The sequence below is a fragment of the Leptolyngbya sp. KIOST-1 genome, assembly GCF_000763385.1.
In the GTDB taxonomy this organism is placed as follows: Bacteria; Cyanobacteriota; Cyanobacteriia; order Phormidesmidales; family Phormidesmidaceae; genus Nodosilinea.
In genome coordinates, this window is sequence record NZ_JQFA01000002.1 from 2,461,630 (window position 1) to 2,475,361 (window position 13,732).

The 13,732-nt window shown below is 57.9% G+C and carries 13 protein-coding genes; 7 read left to right on the forward strand and 6 right to left on the reverse strand.

Features of this window, described 5'->3' with window-relative positions; all coding sequences use genetic code 11:
• Window position 1: 1 nt before the first annotated feature.
• The 6 genes from NF78_RS10965 to NF78_RS10990 all read right to left on the reverse strand — a co-directional run bounded on the left by NF78_RS10965 (window position 2) and on the right by NF78_RS10990 (window position 4,272).
• The gene (locus NF78_RS10965; RefSeq protein WP_035986280.1) at window positions 2–523 is read right to left on the reverse strand and encodes a F0F1 ATP synthase subunit B; all 522 of its coding nucleotides are present in this window, start codon (window positions 521–523) and stop codon (window positions 2–4) included.
• Window positions 524–591: 68 nt separating this feature from the next.
• Window positions 592–1,083, reverse strand: a complete 492-nt coding sequence (locus NF78_RS10970; RefSeq protein WP_035986282.1) for a F0F1 ATP synthase subunit B' — start codon at window positions 1,081–1,083, stop codon at window positions 592–594.
• A 137-nt stretch (window positions 1,084–1,220) separates the two neighbouring features.
• Window positions 1,221–1,466 (reverse strand): ATP synthase F0 subunit C, encoded by a 246-nt coding sequence (gene atpE / locus NF78_RS10975; RefSeq protein WP_017299905.1) that lies wholly within the window; start codon window positions 1,464–1,466, stop codon window positions 1,221–1,223.
• 149 nt (window positions 1,467–1,615) lie between these two features.
• Window positions 1,616–2,347, reverse strand: coding sequence for a F0F1 ATP synthase subunit A (atpB, locus tag NF78_RS10980; RefSeq protein WP_263970581.1), 732 nt, complete (start codon window positions 2,345–2,347; stop codon window positions 1,616–1,618).
• Window positions 2,348–2,430: 83 nt separating this feature from the next.
• Window positions 2,431–2,814, reverse strand: coding sequence for an ATP synthase subunit I (locus NF78_RS10985; protein ID WP_052050139.1), 384 nt, complete (start codon window positions 2,812–2,814; stop codon window positions 2,431–2,433).
• Between the two features lie 246 nt (window positions 2,815–3,060).
• Window positions 3,061–4,272 (reverse strand): class I SAM-dependent methyltransferase, encoded by a 1,212-nt coding sequence (locus NF78_RS10990; RefSeq protein ID WP_035986287.1) that lies wholly within the window; start codon window positions 4,270–4,272, stop codon window positions 3,061–3,063.
• A 494-nt stretch (window positions 4,273–4,766) separates the two neighbouring features.
• Here NF78_RS10990 and NF78_RS10995 point away from each other — a divergent pair, with 494 nt between their 5' ends.
• From NF78_RS10995 to NF78_RS11025, 7 genes are all read left to right on the forward strand, one after another.
• A complete protein-coding gene (locus tag NF78_RS10995; protein WP_035986289.1) occupies window positions 4,767–8,000 on the forward strand; it encodes a phycobilisome rod-core linker polypeptide in 3,234 nt (1,077 codons plus the stop codon).
• Window positions 8,001–8,468: 468 nt separating this feature from the next.
• Window positions 8,469–8,954, forward strand: coding sequence for an allophycocyanin subunit alpha (gene apcA / locus NF78_RS11000; RefSeq protein ID WP_035986290.1), 486 nt, complete (start codon window positions 8,469–8,471; stop codon window positions 8,952–8,954).
• Between the two features lie 64 nt (window positions 8,955–9,018).
• The gene (gene apcB / locus NF78_RS11005; protein ID WP_017299911.1) at window positions 9,019–9,504 is read left to right on the forward strand and encodes an allophycocyanin subunit beta; all 486 of its coding nucleotides are present in this window, start codon (window positions 9,019–9,021) and stop codon (window positions 9,502–9,504) included.
• Window positions 9,505–9,685: 181 nt separating this feature from the next.
• On the forward strand, window positions 9,686–9,889 hold the full coding sequence (locus NF78_RS11010; RefSeq protein WP_035986291.1) for a phycobilisome linker polypeptide: 204 nt from the start codon (window positions 9,686–9,688) through the stop codon (window positions 9,887–9,889).
• 252 nt (window positions 9,890–10,141) lie between these two features.
• Window positions 10,142–11,344, forward strand: a complete 1,203-nt coding sequence (locus NF78_RS11015) for an FtsW/RodA/SpoVE family cell cycle protein (protein WP_263970582.1) — start codon at window positions 10,142–10,144, stop codon at window positions 11,342–11,344.
• 70 nt (window positions 11,345–11,414) lie between these two features.
• Complete coding sequence (locus NF78_RS11020) at window positions 11,415–12,158, forward strand: cytochrome c biogenesis protein CcdA (RefSeq protein WP_035986295.1); 744 nt, start codon at window positions 11,415–11,417, stop codon at window positions 12,156–12,158.
• A 167-nt stretch (window positions 12,159–12,325) separates the two neighbouring features.
• Window positions 12,326–13,729 (forward strand): cytochrome c biogenesis protein, encoded by a 1,404-nt coding sequence (locus NF78_RS11025; protein WP_052050142.1) that lies wholly within the window; start codon window positions 12,326–12,328, stop codon window positions 13,727–13,729.
• Window positions 13,730–13,732: the final 3 nt, after the last annotated feature.

Consider the following 13,732-nt stretch of genomic DNA (forward strand, 5'->3'; position numbering starts at 1 on the left):
GCTACTCTCCTTTGAGCAGGGCGATGCTGGAATCAACCAGACGCCGCTGCAGATCATCATTGAGCTGGCCAGGCAGGGCTGCTTCGCTGCGCTCGATCGCCAGGGCAGCAATGCGCTGCTGCAGTTCCCGCATCACCCGGGTCTCCTGGGAGCTGAGGTCCTGGGCGGCGGTGGCTCTCATCCGCTCCACATCGACCTGAGATTGAGCCAGTATTTCCCCCCGAGTCCGTTCCGCTGTCGTCTGGGCCTCGGCCAAAATTCGCTTAGCTTCCTCCTGAGCCTGGGCCAGCTTCTGCTGCTGCTCCGCTAGCGCGGCGGCGGCCTCCTGCTTGCGCTGCTCAGCCTCAACAATGGCTGTCTTAATCGCTGACCGGCGAGTCGAGAGGGTGTTCCCTAAAAACTTGCCGCCAAAGTAGTACAGCACACCAATAATAATGACCAGATTAATCAGGTTGGTTTCAAGGATATTGAAATCCACACCAAACCCACTTCCTTCCGCCGCCAGTAACCAACCAATAGTCATATTCCCTACTTTCCGTCAACGACGCGGGCAATGCCGGGAGCCTAGGGCACCCCTCCATCGCCAATAGCCTAGGCTGCCAAGGAACCCAGCAGCTTGTCTAAAATTTGTCGGCTCAGGCCATCCACCTGTTGCTCCAGGGTGGCCATGGCCTGGCTCTTCTGCTCGTCCAGCTCCCGCTGGACCTGCTCCCGCTGGGCCTGGGCCTCCTGCTGGGCCGAGGCAACGGTTTGGGCCGCAATCTTCTGGGCTTCTTCCTGAGCCTCAGCAATCACCGTTTGGGCCTGACGACGGGTTTCGGCCAGCTCTTGCTGGTACTGCTGGGCAATCTGCTCAGCCTTTGCCAGTCGCTCGGCCGCATCCACCTGATTGGAACTGATGTAGCCGTCGCGCTCGTCTAAAACTTTGCCCAGGGGTTTATAAAACAGCGCATTGAGCGCCACCGCCAGCAGCACAAACTGAACCGCCATCAGCGGCAGAGTAGCGTCGAGGTCAAACAGACCGCCGCCCTCTTCAACCGTTTCAGCGGCCTCGACCGCCAGTAACCAAACAAAATTCATCATTGTGGGTATGCCCTTCTACTCGGCCCAGGGCCAGCACTACAAGGTGAAATTTCCAAGGAGTGAAATTCCGAAGATGAAGATCGCGAACCTGATGGATTGGGGACAGGTTGCTCACCTATCCCCAATCCAAGGGAGGGCTACGCGAAGGGGTTGGCGAACAGTAGCACCAGAGCAACCACCAGACCGTAGATAGTCAGGGCTTCCATGAAGGCCAAGCTCAGCAGCAGGGTGCCGCGAATCTTACCTTCGGCCTCGGGCTGACGAGCAATACCTTCTACCGCTTGACCCGCTGCATTACCTTGACCAATACCAGGGCCGATAGCGGCTAGACCAACAGCCAGAGCAGCTGCAATTACGGAAGCGCCTGCAATAATAGGATCCATGTCTTACCTCGATTTGGACAATCAACAACTCGTTAATCAGGTCGTAGACAACGCTCGATTGGCGTCTCTTGTCAGTGCGGCCCTAGGACCACGTCGGCTGGCAGCACCTGCCCTACCAGCCAATGCCAAACTGAATGCCCCCGCAGGGATCATTCATGCCCTTCACCACCATGCCCCTCGATGGCCTCACCGATGTAGGCCGCTGCCAGGGTTGCAAAGATCAGCGCCTGAATCGCGCTGGTGAACAAACCCAGAACCATGACCGGCAGCGGTACGAAAAGAGGTACCAGCAAAACCAGCACAGCGACCACCAGCTCATCGGCGAGGATGTTTCCAAACAGACGGAAACTGAGGGAGAGGGGCTTGGTGAAATCTTCCAAAATGTTGATGGGCAGCAAGATGGGCGTAGGCTCGATGTACTTGGCAAAGTACCCCAAGCCGCGCTTGCTAAACCCAGCGTAGAAATAGGCCAACGACGTCAACAGGGCCAGGGCCACGGTGGTGTTAATGTCGTTGGTGGGAGCGGCTAACTCGCCTGAAGGTAGGTGAATTAGCTTCCAGGGAATCAGCGCCCCGGACCAGTTAGAGACGAAAATGAATAGGAACAGTGTGCCTACAAAGGGCACCCAGGGCCGATACTCTTTTTCGCCAATCTGGTTTTTGGCCAGGTCACGGATGAACTCCAGGGCGTACTCCATGAAGTTCTGTAAGCCAGAGGGCACCCGCTGAATGTTGCGAGTGGCCAGGAACGACACCAGCACCAGCACGCCAATCACAAACCACGAGGTCAGAAACACCTGACCGTGAAGCTTGAGACCTCCGATTTGCCAGTACAGATGCTGGCCAACCTCTAGCTCTGCCAGGACTAAGGGATGAATCATTAGCATATTGAGCGCCATCTCTTAAATCGACTTCTCCTTCAGACCTACCAGGAAAAAGCATGCTATGCTAGGGAACCACCGATCTAAGGAGAACCAGGCTCCTGGTAAGACTCCGACGGTGATTTAGGCAGCACTGCAGTCCAGAGGGTGTAAGCAATTAACGCCCCCTTGTAGGTCAAAAATCCCAAAAAAACGGGTACGACCTGAAGCTGCTGCCACTGGGTAGCCACTAAAACCAGACCGACCACAAGGGCCAATCGGCCACTGCCTAACTTTTGGCTGCCTCGCCCAATGTTGGCCACACTTTTTGCCAACATCCTCAAGTAAACCACACCACCGCACGCTCCTATTAAATAATTCAGAGCAATTGGGAGAGAATAGGCCAACCAGACGGAGACAAAGATCACACCGGTAAAAGCCAGGGTGGTGAGCAGCAGGTTTTGCTGCAGCTGGTAGTACTCTGCCATAGCATTTTCTGAGGCTGGGCCCAGCCCAGGACCGCTGGTCTGACCTGGGCCTACCTCTGCCGGAGCAGTAGAGTCGGTGTGTTCGGAGGGCAATGGGGCCACGAAAGCGCCTAATCCTTAGCCGTTAAAGGGTTTAGCCCGCTCGTGCAGGCCATTGCAGATCATATCACGGCAATAATACTTAATAGACCCTTCTCAAAAGTAAATCGCCCATCGTCCGATCGCCGCTGCTGATATCCACCGCGATTAGCGCAGCAGAATCAGCTGTCGCTGCTGCATTTGCTGGACGTCCTGCAGGGTAAATCCGGATTCTGCCACTAGATCGGCCACGGTGGCGGGGGGTTGCCCTGAGCCGGAGCCGTTGTGATGGTCGCAAGCCTTGAGAAAGTCGACCTCCTGGGGGGTCAGCGTGACGAACTGATAGTTTTGATCAAAAATGCTCTGGCTGGGCCAGCCCTCCATGCAGGGGTTGCGGGTGGGGACTGCGGCCAGCAGGGCGGCATTGTCTTCCCAGTTCCACCGGGGGTAGGGCGGTCGAGCCAGAAACCACTCAAAGTGGGTGATTTCCGGGTCGAGTAGTTCGATCAGCCGATACTGGTCCGGTTGGGGTAGCTGCCGGGCGCGCTCCAGCAGGGCGGGGTCTGCGGCCAGCAGGCGATCGAGCTGCCACACCTCGGGGTTGGAGAAGCCGACAAACTCCAGGCCCGACTGGTCGATTAGCTCGAACAGACTGTCGAGGGTGTAGTCCACTTCCTGCGGATGCACGTACATGTCGGCAAAGCACTCGTCGCGCTGGTTCTCCATGGCCCAGCGATCGCGCTCCCGCTGCTTGAGGCGGTTGCCCTCCGGCAGGCTGGCAAAAAGCTGTCGCCCCACCTGCACGCCGTCGCGGTAGTCGCCCCGCTGGCGGCCCTGGACAAGGGCGATCGCCCGCTGCATCAGCGAAATTTCCCAGCGACCAATGGCGGCGTACACAAATAGATGGATAAACCCACCGGGGGCCAGTTTTGTCGCCAGCGCCTGCAGCCCCCGCAGCGGATCGGGCATGTGGTGGATAACACCAACGCAGTTGATCCAGTCAAAGTCTCCCTCAAGCTGGTCGACGTCGTAGATGCTGAGCTGGCGAAACCGGACGTTGGTGGCTCCGGAGGACTGGCAGCGCTGGGTGGCGGTGGCGATCGCGCGATCGCTCAGATCAATGCCCAGCACCTCGGCCTGGGGATTGAGGTGAGCGATGTACTCAGTGCTGACTCCAGTCCCACAGCCTGCATCCAGCACCCGTACCGCACCCGAGGCTGGGGCGGCCCCGGTACAAAAACTGTGTACCGTGGGCCAGTACCAGCGCCAGTTATACCCCGGCGGAGCCTGATCCAGAATGGGTTCTGGGGGAAACGGATAGGTGTTGTAAAGGCGGGCTACCGCATCGCTGACGGTTTGGGTTGTGGTCGGGTCGTCCATAACTACATCTATATATCTTTTGGTTCACAGGCAGTTCAGTTCACCTCAAACGTTACCGTTGACTAGCAGAGCAAACCTTGTCCAGAAGTAGCCTTCAAGCCTCTGAAACCTCAGCTTTATCACGAAACGTTACAAAACTTATCCACCCTCTCAGGGGTGTAGTGGCCATCCTCTATGATGACCAAAGGCATTTGCAGGGTGGGATGTTACACAGTTTTTAACAATCTGTGTTGCTGTCCTGAAACGGTTTAATCTGATTTCAGGTCAGCTATAGCCCCGCCATCTATAGATACTGCATTCGGTGCCCGGCTTGGGTGCCCAGTAGGTGAGGTTAACAACGCTTTACCTTCAAACGGGTTCAGTGATTTTACGCTGGTTCAGGGAGACTGCCCGATCGGTGCCCCTGGCACAGGCCAAAGTCCTGCACCGTACCGATTGAATAGATTCTTTAATTTGATGCCGTCATTGTCCGCATAGGGAGCCTTTGAAAACGCATGAGTGTTAAAGCAAGTGGTGGAAGTGCACCGGCGCGGCCCCAGCTCTACCAAACTCTGCCGGTGGCCACAATTTCCCAGGCCGAGCAGCAAGACCGCTACATGGGCCGAGGGGAGCTAGAGGAGCTGTCGGGCTTTTTTAATTCCGGCCTGAAGCGGGTTCAGATTGCTGAGATTTTGACCCGCTACTCTGAGTTAATTGTCTCCCAGGCGGCCAACCGCATCTTTACTGGGGGGTCCCCCCTGGCCTACCTGGAGCGGGTCGAAAGCGAATCACCGGTCGAAAAAACTCGGGCCGGCACCGTTTTAGATGAAACCGAGGCTTCCCGGCTGGGCACCTCAACCTTCATCGAAAGCGGTGGCGGTGGCCTGTTCCAAAATCTCTTCAGCTCTACGCCCTCGGGTCCGGTTCCGCCTGGGTTCCGCCCCATCAGCGTGTCGCGCTACGGCCCCAGCAATATGACCAAGTCGCTGCGCGACATGAGCTGGTTCCTGCGCTACGTGACCTACGCCATTGTGGCGGGCGATCCCAACATCATTTCCGTCAACGTGCGGGGGCTGCGGGAAATCATTGAAAACGCCTGCTCTTCGGCTGCCACCATCGTGGCCATTCAAACCATGAAGGCGGGCTCCCTACGCTATGTCAGCGGTGATGACGAGGCCCAGGGCATCGTCAGCCAGTATTTCGACGTGCTGTTGAGCGAATTTAAAGCGCCAACCCCATCCAACAAGCTGCGCCAGCGTCCTTCTTCCGACCTCCAGGGTCTGGAGCTGCCTCAGATCTATTTCAATGCCGCTGAGCGACGGCCCAAGTACGCCATGAAGCCGGGTCTCTCGGCGGTCGAGAAAAATGACGTGGTGAAAGCCGCCTACCGACAGGTCTTTGAGCGCGACATTACCCGTGCCTACTCCCTCTCGGTCTCCGACCTGGAGTCGAAGGTCAAGAACGGCGAAATCTCTATGAAGGAGTTTGTGCGCCGTCTGGCCAAATCACCGCTGTATCGCAAGAACTTCTTTGACCCTTACATTAATAGCCGGGCTCTGGAGCTAGCTTTTCGCCATATTCTGGGCCGTGCCCCCAGCTCCCGCGAAGAGGTGCGCGACTACTTTGCCATCGTGTCCAGCGGCGGCCTTGCGGCCCTAGTCGATGCCCTGGTTGACTCCAAGGAGTACGCCGACTACTTCGGCGAAGAGACGGTGCCCTACCTGCGCGGCCTGGGCCAGGAAGCCCAGGAATGCCGCAACTGGGGGCCCCAGTTTGAGCTATTTAACTACAGCGCCCCCTTCCGCAAAAAGCCGCAGTTTATTACGCTGTTTGCGGCCTACGAGCAGCCTCTGCCCGACCAGCATCCCTACGGATCGGGCAACGATCCGCTGGAGATCCAGTTTGGCGCCATCTTCCCCAAGGAAACCCGTAACGTCAGCGCGACGCCAGCGTTCTTCAACAAAGATACCCGACGGATTTTGATCCACCGGGGGCCTGGCATCAACAACCAGCTGAGCAACCCTGCGGCCCGACCCGAGAATCCCGGTTCCCTGGGGGCAAAAGTGTTCAAGCTGGATCAGGTGCCCAGAACCGGAAACACCAAGAACAGCATCCGGTACTCCGAAAGCTCGACCCAGGCCGTAATCAGCGCTGCCTATCGGCAGGTGTTTGGCCGCGAGGTGTACTCAGGTCAGCGCTCTAAGGTTGCCGAGATTAAGCTGGAGAACGGCGAAATCTCCATGAAGGAGTTCATTCGGGCGATCGCCAAGTCCGAAGCCTTCCGCAAGACCTACTGGTCATCGCTGTACGTGATGAAGGCAGTGGAATACATTCACCGCCGCCTGCTGGGCCGCCCCACCTACGGTCGCAACGAGACCAACGCCTACTTCGACATCTGCGCCAAGAAAGGGTTCTACGCCCTGGTCGACGCAATTATCGACAGCCAGGAGTACAACGAAGCCTTTGGGGAAGATACCGTTCCCTACGAGCGCTACCTGACGCCCAAAGGGCTGTCTCTGCGCAGTATGCGGGCGGGTAGCCTGGCTGAGAAAGGCATGGTGCCGGTGGCAGACACCAGCGTTCCTCGCTTTGTAGAGCTGGGTTCAGTTTCCGAAGAACGGGCTATCCCCGACGTCCAGCGTCGTCTGGCCCAGGGGGTTAACCGCCAGCGGCAGCAGACCAAGATCTTCAAGCTCACCTCTCTGGCCGACAAGCCTAACCTCAAGCTGGTAACCGCCGCGGCCTATCGCCAGATCTTCGAGCGTGACATCGCCCCCTACATCGTTAAGAGCGAGTTCACTGCCCTGGAGAGCAAACTGGGTAACGGCGAAATCAACCTGAAGGAGTTCATTGAAGGGCTGGGCTGCTCAACGCTCTACATCAAAGAGTTCTATGCGCCCTATCCCAACACCCAGGTGATTGAGTTTGGTACCAAGCACTTCCTGGGTCGCGCTCCCATGGATCAGGCCGAAATTCGCAAGTACAACCAGGTGTTAGCCAGCGAGGGCATTCGCGGGTTCATTCGAGCCATGCTCAACACCCCTGAGTACGCCGAAAACTTTGGCGAAGACACGGTCCCCTATCGCCGCTATCCCACCCTGCCAGCGGCCAACTTCCCGAACACCGAGAAGCTGTACAACCGCCTGACGAAGCAAAACCGCGATCTGATCGTACCTAGCTTCAGCAGTGCCTCTACGGATCTCGATGCTGCCGATATGCCCCTGATGGCAGGGGCCGTCGCCTCCCAGGAGGCCGCCAATGCCAAGCTGGCGGCTTCGGTAGGGCGGGCCTCGGTGGAGCGGGCTGCGGTGGAGACAGAGGCGGCGACAGCCGGCTTGACTACCCGCTTCTATCGGCATCAGCCCGGGGCCAGTGCGGAGCAGGTCGACCAGGTGTTGGCGGCAGTCTATCGCCAGGTCATGGTGCTGCCTGCCGGAGACATTCCGGCTGAGTGGCGACTGGCTGACGCTGAAGCCCTGGTGAAACGCGATCGCATCACCCTGCGCGAGTTCATTCGCCAGCTGGTGCAGTCCCCCGCCTACCAGGAGCGGTTTGTGTCCGCCTACCCAACGGCGAAGCTGGTGACGATCATGGGTCGTCAGCTGCTGGGCCGCACCCTGGAGGATGGGGCTGAATACGGGGCGATCGCATCCCGGCAGGGCGCAATGGCCGTTGCCGAAGCTATGCTCGACTCCGCTGAGTACCTGCGCTACTTCGGCGAGCAGGGCGTGCCCTATCGTCGCGCCTAGGTTCCGCTCGGCATGGGGATGGCTTGTAGCTGTCCCCATGCCGTTAGCTGGCTTGGCTAGCGGCGGTGGCGGTATAGCCGTGCGCCGGCTTTGTGGATAACGGTATTCGTGGATAAGCAGATAGCTGGGAGTTAGCCGATTTTTTCAACCTAAGACAGCGACTCTGCCCCGAGACCTGCAAACTTGTTGCGAAATATTAAAGCCGGATGCTAAACAGTCTCCGGTTTACAGTTTTTTGAAGCTTTGGATCTGGGCCAGGGCCTCAGGAAGGCCTTGCCATCAGCCCTTACAGAATCTGAGGGAAACTGTTACAAAATATTTCGCTGCTTTGAAGAAGGCTGACACGATACCGGACAATTAATCGGGAAGGCCGCCAGATCTGAGGTTCTGTTTAGAGTTGGCTCTGGCCCTGCACCCTTAAATGCCAGTTTCATACCACCTGGTCATATTTTTCGGAGGAATCCATCAATGAGTATTGTCACGAAGTCAATCGTGAATGCCGACGCTGAGGCTCGCTACCTCAGCCCTGGTGAACTGGATCGCATCAAAGGTTTTGTTACCTCTGGCGAGCGCCGTCTGCGGATTGCTCAGGTGCTGACCGAATCCCGCGAGCGCATCGTTAAGGAAGCCGGCAACCAGCTGTTCCAAAAGCGCCCCGACGTTGTTTCTCCCGGTGGCAATGCCTACGGCGAAGAAATGACTGCCACCTGCCTGCGCGATATGGACTACTACCTGCGTCTGATCACCTACGGTGTGGTCGCTGGTGATGTCACCCCCATCGAAGAAATCGGTCTGGTGGGCGTGCGCGAAATGTACAACTCCCTGGGCACCCCCATTCCCGCCGTAGCTGAGGCTGTGCGCTCTATGAAGGCTGTCGCCACCGGGCTGCTGTCCAGCGACGATGCTGCTGAAGCCGCATCCTACTTCGACTATGTTGTCGGCGCTATGCAGTAGTCGCCGCTGCGCTACTCCGTCGATTCGTTGTTGAGATTACGTCAGTTCTAAGGAAGCTTCACCCATGCAAGACGCAATTACTTCTGTTATCAATTCCTCCGACGTGCAGGGCAAGTACCTGGACGGGTCCGCCCTCGACAAGCTCAAGGCTTACTTCCAGACCGGTGAACTGCGGGTGCGTGCCGCCAGCACCATCAGCGCTAACGCCGCTGAAATCGTGAAGGAAGCCGTGGCTAAGTCCCTGCTGTACTCCGATATCACCCGCCCCGGTGGCAACATGTACACCACCCGTCGCTATGCCGCCTGCATTCGCGACCTCGACTACTACCTCCGCTACGCCACCTACGCCATGCTGGCTGGGGATCCCTCCATTCTGGATGAGCGCGTGCTCAACGGTCTGAAGGAAACCTACAACTCCCTGGGTGTACCCATCGGTGCTACCGTCAACTCCATCCAAGCCATGAAAGAAGTGACCGCCAGCCTGGTGGGCGCTGATGCCGGTAAGGAAATGGGCGTTTACTTCGACTACATCTGCTCTGGTTTGAGCTAGTCCAGGCTCATCCATAGCGCTTTGGCCTGTGGCTAAAGCGCACCTAGGCCAGAGTCAGGGGTGAGTGTTGAGGACACTGGGTTGTGCTGTATTGTCTTCCTGCTGTCCCTAGCATTGACTTTCGACTCTGGCTTTTCAGTGTTTACGTCTGTCCAGTGAGATAGCAGGAGAGTTTTTGGCCATGCGCATGTTTAAAGTCACCGCCTGTGTTCCCAGCCAAACCAGGATTCGGACCCAGCGCGAACTTCAAAATACCTTTTTTACCAAGCTGGTACCCTACGAGAACTGGTTCAAAGAGCAGCAGCGGATTCAAAAAATGGGTGGCAAAATCGTTAAGGTTGAGTTGGCGACGGGGCGGCAAGGGGCCAACACTGGTCTGCTATAACTCGCTAACGTCTGGGGGCGTTCCCCAAGCGTCCAGAGCAGAGCATTTGACAAAAATTTTTACTGCATTTTCAATGCTGCGATACGTGCAGGGTGGGCCTAGGGGCTAGCCCTGCCGTTGTGTTTTATAAGGAATAACCTTTGTAATTCTTAGTCAGCTCAACAATCACCAAAAATTGCCGGCTCCGCTATACTTGGCCCTTGAAAGAGTTGGCCCTTGGGCACGCGGGGTAGCAGGGTGAATTTTGCTCGATTGGTTCCATGGGTTGACTCCACGGTAGCGCAGTGGTCGGCGGAGGCGCGCTGGTTACGGTGGCTCACCTTTATCTGGCTGGGAGGCGGGCTACTGATTCTGTTTTCCGCCTCCTATGCCGTGGCGGTGGCAGAGCACGGTTATGGCCTGCACTACGTCATGGTGCAGTTGCTCTGGGCCGTCATTGGTCTGGTAGTTTTCAATCGGATTGTGCACACGTCCCTGGATCGTTTGCTTAAAGGGTCAGGCATTGTACTCCTGATCCTGGTGGGGCTGGTGGCTCTAACTCTGATTCCTACTCTGGGCGTGACGGTCAATGGGGCGACCCGCTGGCTGCCCCTGGGACCATTCATGATTCAGCCATCGGAGCTGATTAAACCCTGCCTGGTTTTGCAGGGGGCGCGGCTGTTCGGGCGTTGGCCACAGCTCACCTGGGCCACTCGTCTCACCTGGCTGGGTGTCTTTACGGCCATTCTGGGGCTGATATTAATGCAGCCCAACTTGAGTACAGCGGCCATTTGTGGGCTGACGCTCTGGCTGATTGCCCTAGCGGCTGGGCTTCCCTACACCTACCTGTGGCTGACCGCTGGCGGAGGGCTACTGACCGCCGGGATCAGCATTAGCCTCAAGACCTATCAGCGCCAGCGAATTGTTTCGTTTCTAAATCCCTGGGCCGATCCGGGGGACCAGGGCTATCAGCTGGTGCAGAGCTTGCTGGCGATTGGGTCTGGGGGATTGTGGGGGCAGGGGTTTGGGTTATCGCAGCAGAAGCTGTATTCCCTGCCCATTCAGTACACCGATTTTATATTTGCGGTGTTTGCTGAGGAGTTTGGCTTTGTAGGGTGTCTGGTACTGCTGATGCTGCTGGCTGGTTATGCCTCCGTAGCCCTGCTGGTAGCCCTACGGTTGCAGCATCCGCTCCATCGGCTGGTGGCGGTGGGGGCGATGGTGGTTTTGGTGGGCCAGTCTCTGTTGAATATGGGGGTGGCCACGGGGGTATTGCCGACGACGGGGCTGCCCTTCCCACTGCTGAGCTACGGGGGTAGCTCGATGGTAGCCAGCCTGGCGACGGCGGCTTTGCTGGTGCGGGCGGCGCGAGAAATTAACCTGACCGAGCCAGTAGCAATCCAGGACAGGGCAAAACCTAAGCTCCGGGAAGGGGTGTCGCTACGCGTGATGGATGGCGGCCATCTGCTTTCCTGAAGCTGGGTTCTGAGAGTGGGTTGAAGGATTGTTACAATAGTGGATGCTTCTGCATTCCAGCCGTCGGTCGATGTTCCAAACCCTCCAGCTCTATCTGTACGATCTGGCCCAGTGGGCTAACCAACTGGTGAATGATCAGCTCACCCATGTGTCTTGGGTGAGCCTGTCTGTGGTGGGGGTGGCCGGTCTACTGACGAGCCTGTCGCCCTGTCTGCTATCCATGCTGCCCATCATGGTGGGGTATATGGGGGGCTACGCGAGCGATCGCAGAGGAGATACCCTTCTGCGATCGCTCGCCTTTGCGCTGGGGCTAGCCACAACCCTGGCGCTGCTGGGTCTGGGGGCCGGTCTGTTTGGCCTGGTCTACGGCCAGGTGGCCTGGGGGCTTCCCCTAATCGTGAGTTTAGTGGCCATCGTCATGGGCTTAAACCTGCTGGGGGTGGTGCCTTTGGCCCTACCCGCCGGGGCTGGCCCCAGTTTCGACAGCCTCAACCTGCCCCCCTGGCTGCGCGCCTACGCCCTGGGTCTAACCTTTGGCATTGTGGCATCGCCCTGTAGTACCCCGGTGCTGGCCACCCTGTTGGCCTGGATTTCCGCCACCCAAGATCCGCTCCTAGGCAGTGCCCTGCTGCTGGCCTATGCCACAGGCTACGTTGCGCCGCTGGTGCTGGCTGGCACCTTTACCGCCAGTCTCAGGCGACTGCTGGCGTTGCGCCAGTGGTCGAGTTGGGTGACCCCCGCCAGCGGAGCGCTGCTGTTGGGGTTTGGTGTCTTTTCGCTGCTGTCGCGGCTGCTGCCGTCTACTCTGGTTTAAAGTGTTCCAGCTAAATACTTTCCAGGGTTTTACACCAACAGGCCCAGCGGGCCGAGTTTGCGACCTCAAAGGGGACGTTTATTTAGATGGAATACTTTTTAGATGGAATACTCTTAGGCCTCATGTCACGGTTCTAAGCTGACCTGTTTTGGGATACGAGGGATACTATGACTCGATCTGACACTCCAAACGATTCCCTCTGGAACGGGTTGCGCGACTACTTTCGCCAAGACCTGCTGCCGCTGTTGGCCGATTTACGGTTGGCGATTCTCCTGTTGCTTGCGATCGCCGCATTCAGCGTCAGCGGCACCGTGATTGAGCAGGGGCAAACCCTCGAGTTCTACCAGGCTAACTACCCCACCGATCCGGCCCTGTTTGGCTTTTTGAGCTGGAAAGTGATTTTGACCGCCGGACTGGATCACGTCTATCGCACCTGGTGGTTTTTGGCCTTGCTGATCGTCTTTGGGGCCAGCCTGGTGGCCTGCACCTTTACCCGGCAGTTTCCGGCGCTGGGGGCAGCCCAACGGTGGAAGTACTACACCCAACCGCGCCAGTTCCAAAAGCTAGCCCTCAGCGCTGAGCTTTCCGCCACCGACCTGGCTACCCTCTCAATGCGGCTGACCCAGCGGCGCTATCGGGTGTTTCAGGATGGCCCCCAGCTTTACGGGCGCAAGGGAATCGTGGGGCGCATTGGCCCGATTGTGGTCCACGCCAGCATGATTCTCATTCTGCTGGGGTCGATCTGGGGAGCCATGACCGGCTTCTTTGCCCAGGAAATCGTGCCCAGTGGCGAGACCTTTCAGATTCGCAATGTCTTCGATGCTGGCCCCTGGGCGGCGGCTCAAATTCCCAAGGACTGGGCGGTGCGAGTCAACCGATTCTGGATCGACTACACCCCCGAAGGCACCATTGACCAGTTCTACTCCGATCTGTCCGTGCTGGACCTGGCGGGGACCGAGATCGATCGCAAAACCATTTACGTCAACGAGCCGCTGCGGCACCGGGGAGTGACCCTCTACCAGGCTGACTGGGGCATTGCGGCGGTGCGGGTAAAGCTCAACAACAGCCCCATTCTGCAACTGCCCATGCAGCTGCTGGACAATGACGGCCCCAGGTTTTGGGGCACCTGGCTACCCACCAAACCCGACCTGAGCGCAGGGGTTACGCTGCTAGCCAGCGACCTGCAGGGATCGGTCCTGATCTATGACAATGCCGGACAGCTGATCTCCACTGTGCGCCAGGGTATGGCTGCGGAAATTAACGGGGTGACGCTAACACTGGTGGATGTTGTCGGCAGTACCGGTCTTCAGATCAAGGCCGACCCCGGCATTCCCCTCGTTTATGGCGGCTTTGGCCTGCTGATGTTGGGGGTGATCATGAGCTATGTCTCCCACTCCCAGGTGTGGGCTCTGGAGCAGGGGGAGACCGTCTATATCGGTGGCCGAACCAACCGGGCCCAGGTCGCCTTTGAGCGGGAACTGCTGGCTCTGTTAGCAGAACTCTCTGCTGAATCCAGTGGGGAGTTCTACGGCGATACTGGAGTTACTCCCCAGCCCGTGGTTAGCAGATAAGGT